Origin of the sequence: Mycobacterium angelicum (assembly GCF_002086155.1) — a bacterium.
GTDB classification, from domain to species: Bacteria; Actinomycetota; Actinomycetes; order Mycobacteriales; family Mycobacteriaceae; genus Mycobacterium; species Mycobacterium angelicum.
Window position 1 is genome coordinate 1 of record NZ_MVHE01000031.1, and the last position, 21,486, is coordinate 21,486.

The 21,486-nt window shown below is 65.7% G+C and carries 18 protein-coding genes; 7 read left to right on the plus strand and 11 right to left on the minus strand.

What is annotated here, in order from left to right; translation table 11 throughout:
• Window positions 1-9: 9 nt before the first annotated feature.
• The 3 genes from BST12_RS17645 to BST12_RS17655 form a co-directional block, all read right to left on the minus strand.
• Window positions 10-591, minus strand: a complete 582-nt coding sequence (locus BST12_RS17645; protein ID WP_083114427.1) for a cyclic nucleotide-binding domain-containing protein — start codon at window positions 589-591, stop codon at window positions 10-12.
• Window positions 592-750: 159 nt separating this feature from the next.
• A complete protein-coding gene (locus tag BST12_RS17650) occupies window positions 751-1,431 on the minus strand; it encodes a VldE C-terminal domain-containing protein (protein ID WP_083114454.1) in 681 nt (226 codons plus the stop codon).
• A gap of 59 nt (window positions 1,432-1,490) precedes the next feature.
• Window positions 1,491-2,138, minus strand: coding sequence for a TetR/AcrR family transcriptional regulator (locus BST12_RS17655; RefSeq protein WP_083114428.1), 648 nt, complete (start codon window positions 2,136-2,138; stop codon window positions 1,491-1,493).
• A 78-nt stretch (window positions 2,139-2,216) separates the two neighbouring features.
• Between BST12_RS17655 and BST12_RS17660 the strand changes: the two genes are divergently transcribed.
• On the plus strand, window positions 2,217-3,242 hold the full coding sequence (locus tag BST12_RS17660) for a Rieske 2Fe-2S domain-containing protein (protein WP_083114429.1): 1,026 nt from the start codon (window positions 2,217-2,219) through the stop codon (window positions 3,240-3,242).
• Window positions 3,243-3,248: 6 nt separating this feature from the next.
• Window positions 3,249-4,346, plus strand: a complete 1,098-nt coding sequence (locus tag BST12_RS17665; protein ID WP_083114430.1) for an NAD(P)H-dependent amine dehydrogenase family protein — start codon at window positions 3,249-3,251, stop codon at window positions 4,344-4,346.
• Here BST12_RS17665 and BST12_RS17670 read toward each other — a convergent pair.
• From BST12_RS17670 to BST12_RS17680, 3 genes are all read right to left on the minus strand, one after another.
• Window positions 4,343-4,609 carry a YdeI/OmpD-associated family protein gene (locus BST12_RS17670; RefSeq protein WP_083114431.1) on the minus strand — a complete coding sequence of 89 codons (267 nt, stop codon included), beginning with the start codon at window positions 4,607-4,609 and terminating at the stop codon, window positions 4,343-4,345. The two genes, BST12_RS17665 and BST12_RS17670, sit on opposite strands and share 4 nt — an antisense overlap.
• 121 nt (window positions 4,610-4,730) lie before the next feature.
• A complete protein-coding gene (locus tag BST12_RS17675; protein WP_083114432.1) occupies window positions 4,731-5,000 on the minus strand; it encodes a WD40 repeat domain-containing protein in 270 nt (89 codons plus the stop codon).
• 74 nt (window positions 5,001-5,074) lie between these two features.
• Window positions 5,075-5,305 (minus strand): hypothetical protein, encoded by a 231-nt coding sequence (locus BST12_RS17680; protein ID WP_139801743.1) that lies wholly within the window; start codon window positions 5,303-5,305, stop codon window positions 5,075-5,077.
• 190 nt (window positions 5,306-5,495) lie between these two features.
• On the opposite strand from BST12_RS17680, the gene BST12_RS17685 reads away from it, so the two are divergent.
• Window positions 5,496-5,858, plus strand: a complete 363-nt coding sequence (locus tag BST12_RS17685) for a hypothetical protein (protein WP_139801744.1) — start codon at window positions 5,496-5,498, stop codon at window positions 5,856-5,858.
• On the opposite strand, the gene BST12_RS17690 is transcribed toward BST12_RS17685, so the two are convergent.
• From BST12_RS17690 to BST12_RS17705, 4 genes are all read right to left on the minus strand, one after another.
• Window positions 5,855-6,880 carry a TIGR03617 family F420-dependent LLM class oxidoreductase gene (locus BST12_RS17690; RefSeq protein WP_083114435.1) on the minus strand — a complete coding sequence of 342 codons (1,026 nt, stop codon included), beginning with the start codon at window positions 6,878-6,880 and terminating at the stop codon, window positions 5,855-5,857. The genes BST12_RS17685 and BST12_RS17690 overlap by 4 nt on opposite strands.
• 32 nt (window positions 6,881-6,912) lie before the next feature.
• Window positions 6,913-8,469, minus strand: a complete 1,557-nt coding sequence (locus BST12_RS17695) for a succinic semialdehyde dehydrogenase (protein WP_083114436.1) — start codon at window positions 8,467-8,469, stop codon at window positions 6,913-6,915.
• A 68-nt stretch (window positions 8,470-8,537) separates the two neighbouring features.
• Window positions 8,538-11,933 (minus strand): serine/threonine-protein kinase, encoded by a 3,396-nt coding sequence (locus BST12_RS17700; protein WP_264061680.1) that lies wholly within the window; start codon window positions 11,931-11,933, stop codon window positions 8,538-8,540.
• 92 nt (window positions 11,934-12,025) lie between these two features.
• Entirely contained in the window at window positions 12,026-12,457 is a 432-nt protein-coding gene (locus tag BST12_RS17705) for a DUF6632 domain-containing protein (RefSeq protein WP_083114438.1), read from the minus strand.
• A 459-nt stretch (window positions 12,458-12,916) separates the two neighbouring features.
• On the opposite strand from BST12_RS17705, the gene BST12_RS17715 reads away from it, so the two are divergent.
• The 3 genes from BST12_RS17715 (at window position 12,917) to BST12_RS17725 (ending at window position 19,095) form a co-directional block, all read left to right on the plus strand.
• Window positions 12,917-14,398 (plus strand): MFS transporter, encoded by a 1,482-nt coding sequence (locus BST12_RS17715; RefSeq protein ID WP_083114440.1) that lies wholly within the window; start codon window positions 12,917-12,919, stop codon window positions 14,396-14,398.
• Between the two features lie 210 nt (window positions 14,399-14,608).
• Complete coding sequence (locus BST12_RS17720; protein WP_083114441.1) at window positions 14,609-18,757, plus strand: SpoIIE family protein phosphatase; 4,149 nt, start codon at window positions 14,609-14,611, stop codon at window positions 18,755-18,757.
• Window positions 18,757-19,095: an STAS domain-containing protein gene (locus BST12_RS17725; RefSeq protein ID WP_083114442.1), complete on the plus strand. Its 339-nt coding sequence runs from the start codon at window positions 18,757-18,759 to the stop codon at window positions 19,093-19,095. Before BST12_RS17720 ends, BST12_RS17725 begins: the two co-directional genes overlap by 1 nt.
• 12 nt (window positions 19,096-19,107) lie before the next feature.
• Here the strand turns inward: BST12_RS17725 and BST12_RS17730 are convergent, their stop codons facing one another.
• Entirely contained in the window at window positions 19,108-20,604 is a 1,497-nt protein-coding gene (locus BST12_RS17730) for a potassium/proton antiporter (protein WP_083114443.1), read from the minus strand.
• A 152-nt stretch (window positions 20,605-20,756) separates the two neighbouring features.
• On the opposite strand from BST12_RS17730, the gene BST12_RS17735 reads away from it, so the two are divergent.
• Window positions 20,757-21,449 (plus strand): potassium channel family protein, encoded by a 693-nt coding sequence (locus BST12_RS17735; protein WP_083114455.1) that lies wholly within the window; start codon window positions 20,757-20,759, stop codon window positions 21,447-21,449.
• Window positions 21,450-21,486: the final 37 nt, after the last annotated feature.

Below are 21,486 nucleotides of genomic sequence, written 5' to 3' on the forward strand. Positions count from 1 at the left end.
GTGGGGGGGTTAGGGTTTGGGGTTCCGTTCGAGCCATTGGGTGAGGGCCTCTTCGAGTGCGGCCGCGACGGCTACACCTGCGGCTTCTGCGGCCTGCTCGAACCGCTCGGCCAAATCCGTTGGGACCGAGGCGTTTAGCTTGGAGCGTTCGGGTTTGGGCTTGGGCGGCTGGGGCGCCGCCACGTGTTGGGCGGCGTTGGCCTCCATGATCTCCCGCAGCGCGGGCAATTCGTCGAGCAAACGGTCGAGCGCATCGCGCTCGATACGCAGCACTTCGGCCGGCCCGATCGTCGTCACCGTCGCTGAACGGAGTTTCCCACGGCGCAAGGCGGATTCGCCGATTACCTCACCCGGGCCCAGGACGGCAACGCGATCCTGGCCGACGTACACGCCCACCTCGCCGCTGAGCAGGATGTAGCAAGCGTCCGAGGGAGTCTTCTCGCGGATCAGCGGCCACGGTACGGAATGTGAAGTGTGGTGTGCGGCCCGGACCAGACGCGCTAGCTGTGCGTCGGAAAACTTGTCGAAAGCGCTGAACTCACGCAGCCGACGGGTGTCCTCTTCTTCATGGCCCTCCGCCTCGACCTTCATAGTGGCTCCTGATGTGCGATGTGATTCGGACATCGAGGAGCCTAACGCGGATCTGCGTGAAGAAGTAGCAAGTCAGAGGCCGCAATCAGTGGCGCGAGTGTGCGCAAATGTGCGCAACCAGCCGGCGTGTCGCGTCCAGACGCGCACGCTCGCGGTGACTTAGTCGGGCGGCGTCGGGGTCATCGACGCGATGTAGTAAGTCTCTTGTCCACTCGGGTACCCGCCGCCGTCGGTGGCGATATGAACGTGGTCGTAGTGGTTGGCGGTTTCGTTGCCCATGTCCGCAGTCCAGCTTCCGGAGCCGATGCCGGGATAGATTTTCTGCCGCCAGATCACATGCAGAATCCCCCAGCGTTTCGCATTCGCCAGGGCGTAGCCGGCGATCTGGTTGCCGAGCTCGATGCCTTCGGGTGACTCGTGGTTGGGGATCATCACGTCGATCGCCAGGCCGTTGGGGTGCCACTTCAGCGGATCCTGCCGGTACCCATAGATCTGGGTGATCTGCGGAAACAACATGCTGATGGCCCGCTCTGCCCAGATGGTCTTGACCTGCAACCCCTGCTCGGATCCCTTGCCGGTGGGCAGGGCGAACTGGAACTGCTGGGCGGCAATGGGCGCGCTGGCGGCCAACGATGCCAATGATGCCGCTTCGGCTGGGCTCGCGGTGTGCGTGGCGGCCGCCGGGGCGGGCGCTGCGCTTGGCTGGGTTACCGCCGCCGTCGCAGTGCAGCACGGCGGCTTTGGCGTGGTTTGGGCGTAAACCATGCCGGCCGAAACGACGAGCGATGCCGCCAGCGCCAACCAGCGACCCCTGCCGTTGGCTAGCAACTTTCCGCCCACCAACAGCACTTTAGTGGCCGGTGCGACGCATGGGGCAGTCTTCGTTATCGGTTTGTTGCCTAACGCGGCCGTCCGCCCTCCAGATACAGCGCCAGCGCGTTGGTCAGACCCCGTCGCGCGATGTCGAGGTCAACGTAGGAGCCCAGTTGGCGTTCCGACACCAGCCCGCGCATCGCGCCCGGAATCAGGGCGGCCACTTCGCGGACACGGTCGGGGTCGACGTCGAGGCCGGCGAAGGCGTTCTGGCAGGTTTCCAGCCAGCTCTTGCCCCAGGAGAACAGCTCGGCGGCAGTGCGCGGGTAGAGGCGTTCGAGCTCGGCGGGGTCTCGGGGGAGGGCTGCTCGCAGGTTTTCGATGGCACGCGAATCCGCCGATGCCAGGCCGCGATACAGGGTTTCCACGATGGTGCCCACGCGCTCCCGCAGCGGCGCGTCCGACTGCACCGGTGTGGACAGTGTCGAAAACGTCGCGGCGCGTCGCTCGGCGGTGCGACGTAGCACCGCGGCCCAGAACCCGTCGGTGTCGCCGAACTGGTATTGCACCGCACCCCAGGTGGCGCCGATATCTTTGGCGATGCGGTTGGCCGATACCGACCCCGGCTCGCCGGAGGCCAACGACCGCAACGCGGCCTCGAGCATGCTTTCCCGAGTGGCGTTGCCGCGCCGGTTGGGGCGCCGGCCCATGGTTCCGGCGCCCGGGTGAGTCATGTGACGACCTTATCCGCTATTGCCAACCTTTTCATAGAGGGTACTCTGATTGTGATGAGGGTGAGGAGGGGCGCCTAGATGGCCAAGCCGCCGCTGTCGATGAAACCGACCGGGTGGTTTCAGGTCGCGTGGTCCGACGAGATCGGCGTCGGCGACGTCCACACGATGAAGTACTTCGGCGAGGACATGGTTAGCTGGCGCGCCGAATCCGGCGCACTCACGGTCATGAACGCCTACTGCGAACACCTGGGCGCCCATCTGGGTTACGGCGGAAAGGTCGTCGGCGACGTCCTGCAGTGCCCGTTTCACGGGTGGCAATGGAGCCAACAGGGCCGCAACGTCTGCATCCCGTACCAGGAGCGTCCCAACCGCGGCCGGCGCATCAGCACCTACCCGGTCGTCGAGCGCAACGACTCCGTCTACATCTGGCACGACGTCGAACGACGTGAGCCCTACTTCGACGCGCCGGACGTGTTCGCCGCCTTCGGCGACGACAGCAGCGCCGACGACTACTACCCGCAGCAGCGGCTGTACCGCGAAAGTCTCGAACTGCATCCGCAGTACGTGCTGGAGAACGGCGTGGATTTCGCGCATTTCAAATACGTGCACAACACCCCGATCGTGCCGAAGTTCACTCGCCACGACTTCGGGCAGCCGGTGTCCTTCGTCGACTTCACCATCACTTTCCAGGGCGATGACGGCCAGCAGATCGAGGACGTCAACAGCGGGGTGGAGGCCATCAACGGCGGGCTGGGAATCGCGGTCACCAAGAGCTGGGGCATGGTCGACAACCGCACCATCTCCGCGATCACCCCGGTCGACGAATCGACCTCCGATGTGCGGTTCATGGTTTACATCGGCCGCACGCCGCACCGGGACCAAGCCCGGGCCGCGGCCAAAGCGCAGGAATTCGGCCGGGAAGTGATCCGGCAGTTCGAGCAGGACGTCGAAATCTGGCGGCACCAACGCTATTCGGATCCACCCGCACTGGCCACCGAGGAATATCAGGGCTTCACCGCAATTCGTCAGTGGGCCAAGCAGTTCTATCCCGACGGCATCGGCGGCAGTGCCGCCGAAGTGTACGCAGCAGCTCAGAAAGGCTGACCCTCGATGACCGCACCCGCGCGACCGATTCGCGTCTTCCAGGTAGCCACGGGCAATGTCGGTTCGGAGATGATCAAGCGGATCGCCACCCGGGCCGACCTGGAACTCGTTGGCGTGCACTGTTATTCACCGGAGAAGATCGGCAGGGACTCCGGTGAGCTCGCCGGCGCGGCCGCGAACGGGGTGACGGCCACCGGAACGATCGACGAGATCATCGCGGCCAAACCGGATGTACTGACGTTTCACGGCGTGTTTCCCGACGAGGATCTCTATGTGAAAGTGCTTGAGGCAGGGATCAATATCGTCACCACCGCCGACTGGATCACCGGATGGCACCGCGACAGAAACCACCCGCACCCGTCGGGCAAACCTGTCACCCAATTGCTTTCGGAGGCATGCGAAAAGGGCGGCGCCACCTTCTACGGCACGGGAATGAACCCGGGACTCAACCAGATTCTGGGTGTGGTGTGTTCGGCCGACGTCGCCGACATCGAGAACATCACCACCATCGAGTCGGTCGATGTGTCGTGCCACCACTCCCGGGACACCTGGATCGAAGTGGGCTACGGGCAACCCGTCGACGATCCGGAGATCCCGTCCAAGCTGGAGAAGTACACCCGCGTCTTCGCCGACAGCGTGCTGATGATGGCCGACTGCTTCGACCTTGCACTCGACGAGGTCAAGTTCAGCTACGAACTGGGCGCCTGCACCAAGGACGTCGACCTGGGCTGGTACACCCTGCCCCAAGGTTCACTGGGCGGCAACTACATCAAGTACCAGGGCATGGTCGACGGCGTGCCGCGAGTCGAGACGCACCTGGAATGGCAGATGACTCCGCACACCGAGCCGAACTGGAACATCAAGGGCTGCTACATCACCAAGATCAAGGGCGACCCGTGCGTCTACAACAAGCACATGATTTTCCCGAAGCCGGGCGTGGACCTTTCCAACCCGGACAATTTCGCCTCCATCGGAATGACCGTGACCGGCATGCCGGCGCTGAGCGCCATCGCGTCGGTGGTGCAGGCGCGGCCGGGCCTTATCACCAGCGCCGATCTGCCGCTGCGCGGATTCGCCGGCCGGTTCAACCTGGCCGGCGGCTAGCGCCCAGTGCGCTCGCGGTGCTTGCACCCGGGCCAGCAGCACGGCCGCCGCTTGCCTTCTTCCAGCTCCTCTTGCGTCCGGCGGATGCGGCGCTCCCGGGTCTTGTCCTGCTTGGCGTCCTCGACCCAGCAGATGAACTCGTTGCGCGCCAACGGGGTGATGTCTTTCCAGGCGGCCAGCGCGGTTGAATTGCCGATCAAGGCGGTGCGTAGGTCCGTGGGCAGAGTATGTACCACGCCCCCGGGTACTTGTGGGTTGCTCACGGGACCAGGGTAAGGGGCCAGATGCGCAGTGCTGTCGGGTGGATCGCCGGGAATTGCAGTGTTGCCGCGACGCTGGCGTCGGCGCTGAGCGCGAGCCATCGTACATAGGCGTCGAGCCCGGTCAGGGTCTGCAGGCAACCCTCGAGTCATCAGCGCCGGACGACACCGCAAGCGCGCCGTTCCCGCCGATAGCGACCCTGCCCACCGGCCCGCATTGACCGGTGATGATGCGCAAGCAGCTCGCTGTCGGAACATCCCAGAGCCACAGCGTCGCATCGTTATGGCCAGTGAGGGCCAACCGGCCGTCAGCGCTGAGCGCTATCACGTTCGCATTGTGGATGGCGTCGGTCGGCATGTTCCAGTTGTTATCGCCGATCAGCACGTGAGCCATTGTCGGACCTTAACCTGAAGTGGTCCTGAGGAGTTTGTGCTGCGGTCACCCACGTCGCGGTCGACCACGTGCTGTCACACCGGTCGTCCCTGGGCATGGGAATCGACCCCGGTGGCCGCTTCGTGATCGCCGGCAGCAACCCACCACAGGTGTAGGACACCACGACCGGCCATTGCGTGCTGGCCGTTGCCGTCGCGCCGAGGGGCGAACGGCCGCAACGGGTCCAACGATGGCGGGTGCGCATGTGGGATCTGGTGGCCGGCCCTGCCGGTGGATTCGGTGGCACTGAGCGCCGACGCGCGCATTGCCGCCACCTGTTCGCAGGACCGGACACTGCGCATATGGCAGCTGGACTGGGACTACGAAAGTCGATGAGCGCAGCCCTCGCGTTCATTGCGGTGCGACGGCAGGCTGCGGCAGTATTCGTAGATGGCGCACCCCGGATATGGGCACTCCGCGCCCCGTTATCAGCCTGTCCCGCCTCCAGCGGCAGCGGTGGGGAAGCCGCGTAACCGGACGGCTGTGGTGGCGCTGGTTTTGGCACTGCTGGCCTGCGCGGCCGCGGCCGTCGCCGTCGGGCTGATTGCGGCCAGCCATGCCTGGGAAAGCGGCTGTGTCGTCGATCGCGACCTGGATGGTGCCGGAAGCCTGTGCTTGGTCCTGGGTGGTTTGTTGAGCGCCGGCGCGGGTGTGACGGGCTTGGTCAGTCTGCTCAAACCCCGAATCCGCGGCGCTTACCTGGCTATCGGTGTGGCAGCGACGGCGCTCGGTGGCATTGGTCTGTTGTTTTGCCTCTTGCTATTCACCACCGGCACCAGTCCCCGGGCCATCGACCCGGTCTACCTGCATCACTGTTAGCCGGTTTGGCGCGCCGATATACGTTGTGCCACTTCGCCATACCGTTCGAAACGCGCGGGATCGCCGAGGGCGTTGTACAGCACGATGCGAGTCGCCATGCCCGCGTACTTGTCGATTAGCGCATCGGCCAAGCCGTCCCATGTCGACTCGGTGGCGAAGGCCGCGATGTGCTCGTCGCTGATCTGGGCCGCCATCCCCGTGAAGTCACCGGCCTTCTGCTTCTCCCGGATTCGGGCCGTCGTCCCCTCGAACCCGGCCTCGTCCCAGATGAACGCGTAGTTGGGTGTACTCCCGTAGAAGCTGAGGCTGGCCCGCACCAATTCGCGTTCGTGCTGGCGCTCTTCGTCACTGTCGCCGACGATCGTCATGGCCGGCACGATCACGGCGATGTCCGATGCTGTGCGTCCCGACTTCGCGGCTCCCGCGGCGATGTTGGGCTTGACGTGGCGCGCAAGATAACTGGGCTCGGCCAGGGGATGGGCGTGAACTCCGTCGGCCACCTCGCCCGCCATCCGCAGCATCCACGGATTCACCGCGGCGATGTCGACTTTGGGATCGGGAGCATCGATAGGCCCCGGATTCCATTGCGGGGTAATGAAATCCAGCTCATAGAACTCGCCGTGATGATCGAGTGTCCCGGACCGGAACGCCGTGAAACACGCCTTCACCGCCAGTACGTAATCGCGCAGGCGCGGACCGGGACGTTCGAAGTCGACGCCGTAGCGCCGCTCGACGTGCCGGCGCACCTGAGTCCCGAGCCCGAGCCGGAACTTCCCGTCGGTGGCCTCCTGCAGTTCCCACGCCGTCGCGGCGGTGACGAAGGGGCTGCGCGGAAAGGCAACCGCAATACCGGTCGAAAGCTCGAGCCCGGGGGCGGCCTGTGATGCCACCGCGGCGTTGAGATAGGCGGTACGACCGGTTTCGGTGAACAGCAGACCACTGAACCCGGCGGCCTGGGTTTGCCTGGCCACGTCGCCGATCTTGGCCAGGGGTTGGGCGACCGCCATCGCGTCGACATGCACGCTCGAACGGTACTCCTGGCCGCGACAAGCGGTTACGTGCGACCGGGCAGCTTCATCACGGTGCGCACGATGGGCAACAGCGACTTCTGCCACAGCGTCGCCGGAATCCCAAAGGGCGGATCGAGATTGAACACCCGGGCCGTCGCGATCGTCTGCGACTCGGTGTACTTCAGCAGCCCTTCCGGACCGTGCCGGCGGCCGACGCCGGACACTCCCATCCCGCCCATCGGCGCGCTTAGGCTGCCCCAGGCGAACGCGTAACCCTCGTCGACGTTCACCGTCCCGGACCGCAACCGGGCGGCGATCTGCTGGCCTTCGGCGGGGGTGCGGGCCCACACGCTGGCGTTGAGCCCATACTCGGTGTCGTTGGCCTTCTCCACGGCCTCATCCACGTCAGCGACCGGGTAAATCGAGACGAGCGGGCCAAAGGTTTCGTTGGCCGCGCATTCCATCTCCGGGGTGACCTCAGTCAGCACCGTCGGCTCATAGAACAGCGGACCGATATCGGGGCGCGCCTTACCGCCGGCGATCACCTTGGCGCCCTTGGCCGTTGCATCGTCGACATGACCCGAGACCGTCTTGAGCTGACCCTCGGAGATCAAACTGCCCATGTCGACGGAGAAGTCGTAGGAGGTGCCGAGCTTCATCTTGTGCACCGCCTCACCGAACTTGCGGGTGAAGTCGTCGGCGATGTCCTTTTCGACATAGATCCGCTCGATGGAGATGCACAGCTGGCCCGCATTGGAGAAGCATGCCCGCGTGGCCGCCTTGGCGACCTTGTCGAGGTTGGCTCCCCGCGCCACGATCATCGCGTTCTTGCCGCCGAGTTCGGCCGAGAAACCGATGAGCCGACGGCCCGCGTGTTCGGCGAGCTGGCTGCCGGTGGCCGAGGAGCCGGTGAACATCAAATAGTCACAGTTGTCGGTGATCGCGGTGCCGACCACCGAACCTGGACCGGGAACGACCGCGTAGAGCGCTCGCGGTAGCCCGGCCCGGTACAACAGCTCGGCACATGCGAGCGCGCAATACGGGGTTTGGCTGTCCGGCTTGAGCACCACCGCGTTACCCGCCAGCAGTGCCGGCACCGAGTCTGACGCCGTCAGCGTCATGGGGTAGTTCCACGGCGAGATCACTCCGACCACGCCCTTGGGCTGGTAGCCGACGGTGGTCTTGCCGATCGCCGGCAGCAGCGCCTGCACCTTGCGCGGCTTGAGCAGGTCGGCGGCCACGCGCACGTAGTAGTTCGCGTTCGCCATCAGGTCCACGATTTCCTCTTGGGCGGCCCACCGGGCCTTGCCCGCCTCGGCCTGCAGCAGGTCCATCAGGAATTCACGGTTCTCGATGACCAGATCGCGGTACCGGCGGATGACGTCGATCCGTTCGGCGACCGGGCGCTGCGCCCACTCGACCTGCGCCTTTCTTGCCGCGGCGAAGGCCGCTTCGACGTCAGCGGCGGTCCCGACCGGGATTGTGGTCAGCGGCTTGCCGGTGAACACCTCATCGATCGTCTTGGTCGGTCGTGCTTCGATGTCGGTGATTGCGGCCAGCTGGCGCAAGCGGTCGAAGACCTCGGCTGACGGTGCGGGCATGTCGTTACCTCTCGGAACCTCTTGACGGAGCGCAGGGTGTAACACCCAGCCTATGGCAGGCCGACGTGTCAGGACGATTGCCGTCGTGGCGCGAACTCCGGCAGCCCCCGCAGCAGGCTGGCGACTATCGCGGGTTTGGGGTAGCGCGCGTCTGGATCGAGGTCCAGCATCTTGGCGAGCACGTGCTGGAATTCTGGCGAGCACGGCAACCCGTGGACGTCGACGGGCTTCATCGCGACGCCGATGATGGCGGCGATCGAGTCGCCCCGGCGCACGGGTTTTCCGGTCAACATCTCGTGAATCAACAGCCCGAGGGTGTAGATGTCGGCCCGAATATCGCTTTCTTCGCTGCGCAGTTGCTCCGGCGCCAGGTATATGGGCGTGCCGACAAAGCCGTCCACTGCTGTCAACCGGCTTTGTTGGTCCTGGGCGCGGCGGGCCAGACCCAGTTCGACCACGACGGGTCTTCCGTCGTTCTGAACGACGATGTTGGACGGCTTGAGGTCGAGCCGGAACACGTCCTTGCCGTCCAGGTAGGCCAGCAGGTCGGCCAGCGCATGTCCCGTTCGAACGGCGGCCGGCGCGGTGATCTGTCCTTGACACAGGATTGCGCTCAGCGCTCGGCCGCGGATGAATTCGGTGACCAGACCGAGCTGGCCCTCGTCGTCTATCGCGTCAGACATCGCCGCCAGCAGCGGATGGTCCAGCCCTCGGTACAACTCGACTTCGCGTTCAAAACGTTTGCGCGCGACCTCGTTGTGCCGTAGCTCGGGCAGGTCGAGCAACTTGATCGCGACGTCGTGGTTGGTATAGCGGTCGCGCGCCCGATACGACCGGCCCAGAGCGCCGCGCCCGAGTTCCTCCCGCAAGATGTAGCGGCCGCCGCCTACCCGGCCGAGTTCTTCGGGAGCGCCCGTCACGCTGTGGGCCGCCTCAGCGATCGCCCGCGCGAGTTGATACACGACCTCTGTCGGCTGCGCTGCGCCGAGCATGGTGTGCTGCGGCGACGCCGGGTTGCTGGATTCGAGCATTCCGCAGGCCGCCAGTTCCCGGAACAGCCGATCGGCTTCGTCGCCGGAGATGACATCGGCCCCCGCACGCGAATTAGCCGGATCGGCAAGGTAATCGGCCGTCGTGAAACTCGCTCCGGCACGCCCCAACACCCAGTCCATCACCTGGTAGACGGCAATACGCATGCGGTCGATGTCGATCTGTTTGGTCAACGGCCCAAGCGGCCGGGCGTCTGCCCAGATCGGCCCGAGCCGATCCTGCAGCGCGGCGTAGAACGCGATCAGATCGGCGACCGACCGATCAATCACTATGTGCGGCACCGGGTTCCACTGGACCAGCTGAGCGAGCCCGTCGAGCAGGTGGCGCGGCAGGCCGCGCGATTGGTATTCGAGGTAGGCGGCAAGAAGCTGTGCGCTCTTGCCGGTGGCGCCGTCGACCACCACTTCCTGCAGTAGTTCTTGGGAAGCGCCCGGTTGGAGGCATCCGACATAGGCGGGGTTTTGCCCAAAGACGTTGGCCCAGTCGCTATTAACGCGGGAACGGGCCGCGCGAGCCGCTTCGAACGTCTCAGCGCCGGCCAGGAAGATGAAGTGCGCGTCGTTTGAGGCCAGGACGTTCTTGAGTTGACGTAGCAGCTTTTCGAAGCATCCGCTGGCCTCGGGGTCGGCGGTGAGCTTGTCGAGTTCGTCGAAGACGACGATGATGCGGCAGCGCCAGGGTCTGGTGGGACGAGCGAAGAGTCTGCGCAGGATTCGCGGGTCGGACTGTGGCTCGGTCCCCGCCGACAGATCGCTCACGATCCGCAGGAAGTCCTGTTCGGCGTCACCGAGGCTGTAAGGAAGGAAAGATCGTTCCTGCCCCGCAGTTTTGGTGCGTTTGCCGCCGAGAGTGGGTCCCGGGAGCCCAAACATCTCACCCGGCAGGTTCAGCGATCCCTCGATCGCGTTGGAGTGCGTTGACTTCAGCGTCATCGAGGTGCGGTGGTAGGCGGTCGTCAGCGCCTCCGCAGTGCCGGCCGGCAGCCGCATCAGCAGCTGCTTGCGCGCCAGCGTGTCCCTGAGGTTGCGCAGCAGCCGCACCATCAGTTCGAGTGGCTCCATCGGCCGGGCGACCGTCTCCCAGAGGTCGATCACCGACAATGTGTCGGATCCGCCGGCATCGATTTCGGTTCGAAGCTCCGCCAGCGCGCGCCGCACGATGGTGGTCTTGCCGACGCCGTTGAATCCGGTCAGCAGGATGGCTCCGCCCGGCGAATGCAGCAAACGTTGTCGCAGCATGTCGACGTGTTTTTGGTTGCCGAGGAAGGGAATTGGGGCGTGGTGGGGCAGCCAGCCCGGGTGCAGCTGATAATCCGCGCGCAGCCGTATCTGACCCAGCCGCGGCGAGTGCAGCCCCAGCTCCTCGAACTCCGTCTTTTCGGCGCCGGCCCGATCTGGGCTGATTCCCGGCCGAATGTAGGTGTTGTCAGCGGAATAACCGCCCAGCGGCAGCTGGCCATAAGTGGTTGTCTGCGGGTCGAAACTCCCCGGCGTCGTGCGCGGGGGTTGAAACGACGTCGGCGGTACCGGCCTGAGCGCAGGAAGCGATACCGAAACGGTGGGCGCATCACCCCATCGCACCGAATATTCGGCGGCTTTGCGCGCGGCGGCGCCCAGTTCTCCGGCGGAGGCATATCGCTGCGCCGGATCCTTTGCCAGGGCGTGTGCGATCACCTCGTCGAACATAGGCGGAATATTGGGCCGTTTTGCCGACGGCCGCGGCGGCGGCGTCATCAAGTGGCCGGTGATCGTCGCCTCGAGGCTGTCTGCCGGGAACGGCTTCTCCCCGACGAGAGTTTCGTAGAGCACGCAACCCAGCGAGTAGATGTCGGAACGGTGGTCAACCGGGCCGCCGCTGCTGAATCGCTCCGGGGCGAGGTAATCCCAAGTTCCGATCACCATTCCGGTGCCGGTGATTGCGGTGTCGCGTTGCGTCACGGCGATGCCGAAATCGGTGAGATAGGCAAATATTGGGTCGTTACCACTAAGCAGGACATTGCCCGGTTTGACGTCGCGATGTACCAGCCCGGTCTTGTGGGCGGCGTCGAGCGCGTCGGCGACTTGACTGATGATGTCGGCGGCACGATCGGGCGCCAGCGGTCCGTTGTCCATCGCCCGTCCCAGGTCGATGCCCTCAACGAGGCGCATGTCGATGTAGAGGCGTCCGTCAATCTCGCCGAAATTGTGGATCGGCACAATGTGCGGGTTATTGAGCTTCGCCGCGAGCTGCGCCTCGCGCCGAAACCGCTCCTCATATAACTCGTCGGCGGCCAACTCGGGTGGCAATAGTTTCAGCGCGACGAATCGCTCGCGCGCGGTATCGAAGGCGCGATGAACCTCGCCCATGCCGCCGCGGCCGATTAACTCTACGAGCCGATATGGACCGAAGAGCTCATCCGTGCCAGATGTGGCCACCCCTTGCTCCGCTTGCGCCGTTGCATCACCCAATCTGCTGGCAGAAAGACGACGTTACCCGACCCGAACGGGACGCCGACACCATTCTCGAATTATGCAGCAATCGATTTTCGTTTGCTGTCGTCCGCATTCCGGGTCTTGAGGCCAGAAGTCAGAACCAGTGCCGCTAACACGATCGCCGCCAAAAGCAGCGCCGGGACGTCGCCCCAGAGATGCCCCATATGATGGCCGCCCCCGAATGACTGGACCGCCATAATCGCCGCATGCACGACGCTGGACCAGACGGCGAACCAGATCAGGCTGAGATGGTTCTCAGGCTTGCGCGCGGCATTTATGAGAAATACGCCCAGGGTGACATAAAGGCCGACGATCATCATGAAGTATTGCGACTGATACGGCGCGCCAGGATGCCATGCCCAGCCGGACGGCCAGACCGTTGCCAGGGGATAAAGCAAAATCATCACAGCGCCGAAGACGACGAGCGCCAGTTGAAGGACTCTATAGGGCCGGACAGCTTGGGCCATTTTGCGCTCCTAATGGTGCTCAGGACGCTAAAGACGACGTTGTCATTATCCGCTGAAAGTGGCTACCGAGCGACGCAAGAATTCCGCAAGATTTTCGAGCAGATCCGGCAAGCGCCGGGCCCCACCCTATGGGGTGTCGGACAAATCGACGTTGGCGTGGCCGAGGCGCGACATTCCCGCCGGCGTACTGATGTTGGGATCGGTAGCTGCCCGGTGGGCCCTGAATTGAACGTTGTCGGTGTTATGTTGGCGTCGCCGGTCCGTCCTCTGGTCAACGGTTCCGCGCTCGCTGATCTGGCCCTTGAGTGGTACTGATGAACACGCTGTCGCTGACCGCGGCGTTGGGCGCGCTGGTGTCGGCCGAGGAGATCCGGCACCACCTCGAATTCGAGAAGTAATCTTTGTGGCTTGCGGTACGTGGGGTGGGGAACTCCTTGTCAACTCAGATCGGAGCCAGACATGAGCGCGAGCCCGCAGACCGGAACCATCACGACGCGGGTACCCGCACGACTTGATCGGCTGCCCTGGTCACGGTTTCACTGGCGGGTCGTCATCGGCCTCGGCGGGGTGTGGATCCTGGACGGCCTCGAGGTCACGATGGTGGGCAACGTTTCCTCCCGGCTCACCGAGAAAGGCAGCGGGATCGAGCTGACGCCCGCCCAGATCGGGGTGGCGGCGGCGTTCTACATCGCCGGAGCCTGCCTGGGCGCCTTGTTCTTCGGTCACCTGACGGATCGCTTCGGGCGGCGCAACCTGTTCATCCTGACCCTGGCGGTGTATCTGATCGCGACCGTTGCGACCGCATTCGCCTTCGCGCCTTGGTATTTCTTCATCGCCCGCTTCGTGACCGGATCGGGCATCGGCGGCGAATACGCCGCCATTAATTCCGCGATCGACGAGCTGATTCCCGCCCGGGTGCGCGGCCGGGTGGACCTGGTGATCAACGGGACGTACTGGCTGGGCTCGGCCGCCGGGGCGGCCGGTGCGCTCGTGTTACTGGACACCTCGAAGTTCCCCGCCGACATTGGATGGCGCCTCGCGTTCGGCATCGGCGCCATCTTCGGCATCTTCGTCCTGCTGGTGCGGCGCAACGTTCCGGAAAGCCCGCGCTGGTTGTTCATTCACGGCCGTGACGAAGAGGCCGAGCAGATCGTCGGCCAGATAGAAAAAGACATCGAGCGGGAAACCGGCCAACCGCTACCCGAACCGGCCGGACGCCCGCTCAAAATCCGTCAGCGCCAAACGATTTCGCTATGGGAGATCGCCCGGGTGGCATTCACCCTCTACCCGCGGCGCGCGGTTCTGGGGCTGGCGCTTTTCATCGGGCAGGCGTTTCTCTACAACGGCGTGACGTTCAACCTCGGCACGTTGCTGAGCGGGTTCTACGGAGTCGAATCCGGGAAGGTGCCGCTGTTCTTCATCCTGTGGGCGGTGAGTAACTTCGCCGGGCCGCTGCTGCTGGGACACTTGTTCGACACGGTCGGCCGCAAACCGATGATCACCCTGACCTATCTCGGTTCGGCTGCAGTTGCCGTTGTCCTCGCGGTTGTGTTCGTCACCCAGACCGGCGGTCCGTGGACGTTCATCGCCGTACTTGCGGTGGCGTTCTTCCTGGCCTCGGCGGGAGCCAGCGCGGCCTATTTGACCGTCAGTGAAATCTTTCCCATGGAGACCAGGGCGCTGGCGATCGCATTCTTCTACGCCATCGGCACGGCTATCGGCGGCATCACCGGCCCGCTCCTGTTCGGTGAGTTGATCGGTTCCGGGCAGCGCGGTCAGGTGGTCTGGTCGTTCCTCATCGGGGCGGCGGTGATGGCCGTCGCGGGCCTGATCGAACTGTGGCTCGGCGTCGCGGCCGAACAGCGCGCCCTGGAAGACCTCGCCCTGCCGTTGACGGTGGCCGACGCCGACGCCGACGCCGACTGCGACGAGGGCCACTAACGGGCCGGATGGTCGACCAACGGCCTCGGCGTGCATAGCCGAGCCTGCGAATTTGCAGCGAAAGTGCGAGTAACGGCCTGCAAATTTGCCGGCTCGATGAATCCGCGCCCCGGCGTGGTTGCGAGTTCTGCGGCGAAACCCTGCGACGTGAACTCAGTAGGTGGTTGTCTTGAAAGAACGTCTGACCCTGGAGTCGTTTTTTGAGGGGGAATGTCTGTGGTCTTTCGTGGAGACCAGGAGATCGGGCGCGATCTGACCGCGGTCGACTGGACGGCCACCCCGCTGGGGCCCGTGGACGGTTGGCCGCAGAGCCTGCGCACGGCCGTGAACATCCTTCTCGCGTCACGGTTTTCGATGTGGATCGCCTGGGGGCCGGACCTGACGTTCTTCTGCAATGCCGCCTATCGCCGCGACACCCTGGGCCGCAAATACCCGTGGGCGCTGGGTCGCCCGGCCAGCGAGGTGTGGACCGAGATCTGGGATGACATCGGCCCGCGGATCCACAGCGTCCTGTCCACCGGGGAGGCCACCTGGGACGAGGCGCTGATGCTCATTCTCGAGCGGTCGGGCTACCCCGAGGAGACCTATCACACCTTTTCCTACAGCCCGCTGCGCGACGAGGACGCCCGCGTGGTCGGCATGCTCTGCGTGGTCAGTGAGGACACCGAGCGAATCATCGGCCAGCGCCGGATGACGACGCTGCGCGACCTGGGCTCGGACCCGAGTGTCGCGCGCACCGAACGACAGATGCTGGACTTCGCCGCCGGCCAACTGGCCAACAATCCTTACGACCTACCCTTCACGCTGACCTACCTGTTCACCGGAGACGGCGACGCACAGCTGGCCGGGACCAGCGGCATCGAGCCGGGGCATCCGGCGGCGCCGGCGGTCCTGCCCCGCAGCGGCGGTGATTCGGTCTGGCCAGTCGAGAAGGCAGCCGACGGCAAAACCGTAGTGATCGAATTCGACTGCGGCGCAATACAATTGCCCACCGGCGCCTGGCCCGAGCCGCCCGCTGGGGCGCTGGTGGTGCCGCTGTTGCAGCAGGGCGGCGCGCCACTGGGTTTCCTGGTGGCCGCGCTGAACCGCTACCGCCCGCTCGATGACGGCTATCGCGGCTTCGTCGAGCTGGTGGCCGGGCATATCGCCGCGGGCGTGGGCAGTGCGCGCAGCTTCCGAGCCCAGCAGCAGCGCGCCGAGGAACTGGCCGAGCTGGACCGGGCCAAGACTACCTTCTTCTCCAACATCAGCCACGAGTTGCGCACCCCGCTCACCCTGATCCTGGGGCCGATCGACGAATTGCGCGCCCGCACTAGCGGGTTTGACGCGCAGACCCGCGAAGAGCTGGAGCTCATCCACCGCAACGGCTTGCGACTGGCCAAGCTGGTCAACACGCTGCTGGACTTCTCGCGCATCCAGGCGGGCCGCATGCGGGCGCGATTCGAGGCCGTCGACTTGGCGTCGCTCACCGCCGATCTGGCGAGCATCTTCCGGTCGGCCATCGAACGTGCGGGCCTGACCTTCACGGTGGACTGCCCGCCGCTCGACGAGCAGGTGTATCTGGACCGCGAGATGTGGGAAAAGGTAGTGCTCAACCTGCTCTCCAACGCATTGAAGTACACCTTCGACGGCTCAATCAGAGTTCGGGTGACTCGCGACGACACGGCTGCCCTCATCACGGTCAGCGACACCGGGGTCGGGATACCCGCCGACGAAATCCCACGGCTCTTCGAGCGTTTTCACCGCGTCGAAACTTCGCGCGCACGCTCCACCGAGGGCAGTGGCATCGGATTGGCCCTGGTCAAGGAGCTCATCGGGTTGCATGGCGGGACAATTTCCGCGGACAGTGCGCAGGGCGAGGGCTCAACGTTCACCGTCCGGCTGCCGTTCGGGGTAGCCCATCTGAGCGCCGAGCAACTCGCCCCGGCGCCCGGCGCCCGCGCGATCTCGCAGGCGATCGCCCAGCCGTACGTGCAGGAAGCCCTGCGCTGGCTGCCGCGCACCGCCGATCGCACGGTCGCGGCGTCCGACACCGGCACCACGGCGACGATGACCGCCGTCACGCCAGCCGAAAGCTCGGGCGAGCGGGTGCGCGTGCTGATCGCCGACGACAACGCCGACATGCGCGACTATTTGACCAACCTGCTGCAGACCTCCGGTTTCGAGGTCAGCGCCGTCAGCGACGGGCGCCAGGCGCTCGAGGCCGTCAAATCCCAGGTTCCCGACCTGGTTATCAGCGACGTCATGATGCCCGGGCTGGACGGGCTGGAACTGCTCACGGCACTGCGCGGCGACCCGCTCACCGCCGCCATGCCCATCCTGTTGCTGTCCGCGCGAGCCGGACAGGAGGCCTCGATCGAAGGCTTGCTGGCCGGTGCCGACGACTACCTGGTCAAGCCGTTCGCCGCCGCAGAACTGCTGGCCCGGGCGCGCGCCAATATAGAGCTGGCCCGGCTGCGCAACCGGCACGGCCGCTGGCGCACCGCGCTGGTGGATTCGCTGCAGGAAGCCTTCTTCGTCTGCGACGAGCACGGCGCGATCAACGAGATCAACACCGCCTTCGCCGACATCCTCGGCTACGGACCCGAGGGCCTGCCCTACGAGCCCGATCACCCGTGGTGGCCCGATGCCGAGGTCGATCCCGAGGCCCACCGCCACGCCGCCGAGACATTCGGTGGCCAACGTCGCGGCGTCTATACCGTCCCCGTCACGCATCGCAACGGACATCGCCTGTGGGTTGCCGTCAGCGTCAATCAGGCCGCCGATCCCGGCTCCGGCCGCCGGGTCATGGTCGGCACCTTCCGCGACGTCACCGCCGAGTACTACCTGGTGCAACGCCAGACCGCGCTGGCTGCGCTCAATCAGCAACTGGCACAATCCGATTCGCTCGACGATGCATTGCGCGGAGCCGTTGTCGAGCTGCTCCGGGTTTGGCGGGCGCGGCGCGTTCTGGCGGTGATGTTCCCCGCCGCCACGACCGGGGACTCGGCCACACCGGACGTGGTTTGCGCCGGTGAGCCGGCCAAGTGGGCCACGTTGTCGCCGCGCCGGCGAGCGCAGATCGAATCGTTGCGCGATGCCGACCTGCTGACCACCGCCGCCGGAGAAGCCGGCGCGGCCGGCATCGCGTTGCAGCACCCGCGCGGTGTCATGGTGCTGTGGGTCGAGCTGTCCGAGCAACGACCGTTCACCCGCGAGGATCACACGTTGCTCACGGTGTTGGGCGGGCGCCTGGGCCAGGGCCTGCATCGCGTCTACCGACTGGACGAGCAACGCGAAACCGCCGTGACGCTGCAGCACGCGATGCTCGGCCCGGCGAACCTGCCCGCGGGAATCGCGGTGCGATATCACCCGGCGAGCCGACCGTTGCAGGTGGGCGGCGACTGGTACGACGTCGTCGACCTGGAGGACGGGCGCGTCGCGTTGATCGTCGGCGACTGCGTGGGACACGGCCTGGCCGCCGCTGCCGTCATGGGTCAGCTTCGCTCCGCCTGCCGGGCACTGCTGCTCGAGCAGTCCAGTCCAAGCGCAGCACTGGCCGCCCTGGACCGCTTTGCCGCCCGCCTGCCCGGCGCCCGATGCACCACCGCATTCTGCGCGGTGCTCACCGTCGCCACCGGTGAACTCGTGTACACCAGCGCCGGTCATCCGCCGCCCATCCTGGTGCACGCCGACGGCACCGCCGTCCTACTGGAGGGTGGGCACGGATTTCCGCTGGCGTTGCGGCCGGACTCGCCCCGGCCCGAAGCACGCGCCACGATGCCGCCCCGCGCGACGTTGCTGCTCTACACCGACGGCCTGGTGGAACGCCGCGGCCACTCGATCGACGACGGGATGGCCTGCGCCGCGGACGTGGTCCAGGACGGCCGGGCGCAGGACCTCGACGAGCTGGCCGACCAGCTGATGTACCGGCTCGAGCCCGGCGGCGGCTATCCCGACGACGTCGCCATGCTGCTGTACCGGCAGCCCGCGCCGCTGGAGATGACGTTCGCCGCCGACGCCAACCAGCTGGCCCCGAGCCGAGTCGCCCTGCGCGGCTGGCTGAATCAGGCAGGGGTCGAGCCTGACCAAATCCAGGACGTGCTCATCGCCGCCGGAGAAGCCGTCGCCAACGCAATCGAACACGGTCACCGAGACCAGCCGATGGGCCCAGCGGGTCTGGTGTCGCTGCAGGCAACCGCGCTCGTCGACCGGCTGCGGGTGACAGTGGCCGACAACGGGACCTGGAAGGCGCCGCGTACCGACACCACCGTCAGCCGGGGCCGAGGCCTGACCCTGATCCGTGGCGTGATGGACGACTTCACCATTCAGTCCGGCGACACCGGCACCACGGTTCACATGTTCACGAGGATCACCTAATGGCCACACCGCTCACGTTGCACACCGAGAGTGGCGCCGACGGAACGCCGCGGCTGATCGCGACCGGCGAGATCGACCTCAGCAACATCGCCCGATTCACCCGGGCGCTCGCCGAGGCCAGCGCCGGCACCCCCGAGACGGTCACCGTCGATCTGACCGCGGTCAAATATCTGGACAGCGCCGGCATCAACGCGTTATTCGACCATGCCGACCAGGTGGACCGGCTGCATGTCATCGTCCACCCCTTCCTGATCCGGGTTCTCACCATCAGCGGTCTCAGCAAGATCGCTACCGTCGAACCGGCGCCGGGAGCTGCAGACTCCGGATCCGGCGAGTAAGGCAGGGCGGCGTTACTCGATGTCGCCGTATTCGTCGAACCAGTACGCCAGCTTGCCGCGGCGGCTCACCGCGCGAAGCCTGGATTCGGCCGCGGCCCGGGTCTTGCTGGTGGTGACGATCAGCAGTTCGTCGCCGGTCTCGATGCGGGTGTCGGGTATGGGAACGAAGGTATGCCCGTCGCGAATGATCAGCGTGATTACCGCCGGGTCGGGCAACCGCAGTTCCAGAATGGTGACGTTGTGCAGCCGCGATGTCGGTTGCACGGTCATGGTCAGCAGCTCCGCGTCGAGCATGTCCAGCGGAGCGGCTTCGACCTGGATCTCCCGGGTGGCTTCGCGGGAGATCAGCCCGAGCCGATGCGCGATGGGGCGCAGGCTGGGCCCTTGCACCAGGGTGAACACCACCACCAAGACGAACACGATGTTGAGCAGTCGATAACTGTTCGGAACGCCCGCGACGACGGGAAAGGTCGCCAGCACGATGGGGACCGCACCGCGCAGGCCCGCCCAGGACATGAAGACCTGATCGCGCCACGGCGCGCGGAACCACACCAGCGATCCGACGACCGAAAGCGGGCGGGCAACCAGCAGCAGCACGAGACCGATCACGATCGCCGCGAGCACGTCACCGGCCAGATCGGTCGGATCCACCAGCAGGCCGAGCAGCACGAAAAGCCCGATCTGCGCCAGCCAGCCCACACCTTCGGCGAACGACCGGGTGGCCGATCGGTGCGGCAGACCGGAGTTGGCCAAGGCCGCGCCGGTGAGATAGGCGGCGATGAATCCGCTGGCATGCACGCTGCCCGCGGCGCCGAACGCGACCAGCCCCAATCCGAAGTTCGCGATCGGGTAGAGGCCGGACGCGGGCAGGGCGATGCGGCGCAGTGCGACCGAGCCCAGCAATCCGACCGATAACCCGATCGCGGACCCGATGACCAGCTCGTACGCCACGTCGAGCAGCGCGCCCACGGGATCGAGGGCGAACGGCACCACGCTGAACATGATCACCAGGATCACCGCGGGGGCGTCGTTGAAGCCGGACTCGGCCTCAAGCAGTCCGGCAACCCGCCGGGGCAGCGGAAGCACGCGCAGGACCGAGAACACCGCCGCGGCGTCCGTGGACGAGACGATGGCTCCCAGCAGGAGCGCGAGCTGCCAGTCGATACGCAACAGCAGGTGCGCGCCCACCGCGCTGACCGCGGTGCTGATGACCAGACCGAGGGTGGCCAGCGTGCCCGCGGGCGCCAACACTTTTCGGATGTCGGAGAACCGGGTGGTCAAACCGCCTTCGACGAGAATCACCGCCAGCGCCGCGGTGCCGATGTCCCTGGCCAGTTCCACGTCGTCGAACTGCAGGCCCAGCCCGTCCTCGCCGACCACGATGCCGACCAGCAGGAAGAACAGCAGGCTGGGAAAACCGACACCCGTCGCCACCCGGGTACCGACGATGCTGGCCAGCAGCACGAAGCCGCCGATCAACAGCGACAGATACAAGTGGTGCAGGCTCACGTGGTTCCCGTTTCAGATCTACGGCGGGTGCCGGCTTGGTGTGTTGCCAGTAAATCAGGACCCGGAAAGCAGACGTGGCACAGTGCTCGCCGCGCGGTGAGTACTCATAGCGTGTCCGGATACGACAAGATGTCTGGGTGGCCAAGCGGAAGATGCGCATCGCGATCGCCGGTGCGGGCAACGTCGGCCGTTCGGTCGCGCACGAATTGCTTGACAGCGGCCACAAGATCTTGTTGATCGAACGGCAACGAAGCAATTTCGAACCGCACACGGTGCCCGCCGCGGACTGGCTCTATGCCGATGCCTGCGAGCTGACGGCGTTGCAGGAGGCAGGTGCGCAGACCTGCGACGTGCTGATCGCCGCGACCGGCGACGACAAGGCCAACCTCGTGGTGGGTCTGCTGGCCAAGACCGAATTCGGGGTGCCCAGGGTGGTGGCCAGGATCAACGACCTGCGCAACGAGTGGCTGTTCACCCAGGAATGGGGCGTCGACGTGGCGGTCTCGACCCCGGGGGCGATGGTGGCCGGAATCGAGGGCGCCATCGACGTCGGTCACCTGGTGCGTTTGATGGGACTGCGAGGCGGCAGCGCGGCGTTGACGAAACTGACTCTGCCACAAGACAATCCGCTGGTGGGGGAGCGAGTGGGCGATCTTGACCTGCCGCCCAACAGCGCGTTGGTCACCGTGCTGCGCGGTGACAGCGTCATCATTCCCCAGCCCGGTGACGTGCTCGAGGCCGGCGACGAGTTGCTCTTCATCGCCGACAATTCGCTGGAGCATTCCATTCGCACGGTGCTGGGCGGCGCCAAGGCCTTCCGCGCACCGATCCATCCCGAGCTTTGAGCGGGGATTCGGCTCGAATAACGGGTAGTCCTACTCA

Excerpts from the sequence above, each read along its gene's own strand:
- BST12_RS17715 (WP_083114440.1), top strand. The coding sequence starts at position 12,917 with ATGAGCGCGAGCCCGCAGACCGGAACCATCACGACGCGGGTACCCGCA.
- BST12_RS17735 (WP_083114455.1), top strand. The coding sequence starts at position 20,757 with ATGCGCATCGCGATCGCCGGTGCGGGCAACGTCGGCCGTTCGGTCGCG.
- BST12_RS17680 (WP_139801743.1), bottom strand. The coding sequence starts at position 5,305 with ATGCGCGCGTCGGCGCTCAGTGCCACCGAATCCACCGGCAGGGCCGGC.
- BST12_RS17675 (WP_083114432.1), bottom strand. The coding sequence starts at position 5,000 with ATGGCTCACGTGCTGATCGGCGATAACAACTGGAACATGCCGACCGAC.
- BST12_RS17655 (WP_083114428.1), bottom strand. The coding sequence starts at position 2,138 with ATGACTCACCCGGGCGCCGGAACCATGGGCCGGCGCCCCAACCGGCGC.
- BST12_RS17705 (WP_083114438.1), bottom strand. The coding sequence starts at position 12,457 with ATGGCCCAAGCTGTCCGGCCCTATAGAGTCCTTCAACTGGCGCTCGTC.
- BST12_RS17725 (WP_083114442.1), top strand. The coding sequence starts at position 18,757 with ATGGCCACACCGCTCACGTTGCACACCGAGAGTGGCGCCGACGGAACG.
- BST12_RS17665 (WP_083114430.1), top strand. The coding sequence starts at position 3,249 with ATGACCGCACCCGCGCGACCGATTCGCGTCTTCCAGGTAGCCACGGGC.
- BST12_RS17645 (WP_083114427.1), bottom strand. The coding sequence starts at position 591 with ATGAAGGTCGAGGCGGAGGGCCATGAAGAAGAGGACACCCGTCGGCTG.
- BST12_RS17720 (WP_083114441.1), top strand. The coding sequence starts at position 14,609 with ATGTCTGTGGTCTTTCGTGGAGACCAGGAGATCGGGCGCGATCTGACC.
- BST12_RS17695 (WP_083114436.1), bottom strand. The coding sequence starts at position 8,469 with ATGCCCGCACCGTCAGCCGAGGTCTTCGACCGCTTGCGCCAGCTGGCC.
- BST12_RS17660 (WP_083114429.1), top strand. The coding sequence starts at position 2,217 with ATGGCCAAGCCGCCGCTGTCGATGAAACCGACCGGGTGGTTTCAGGTC.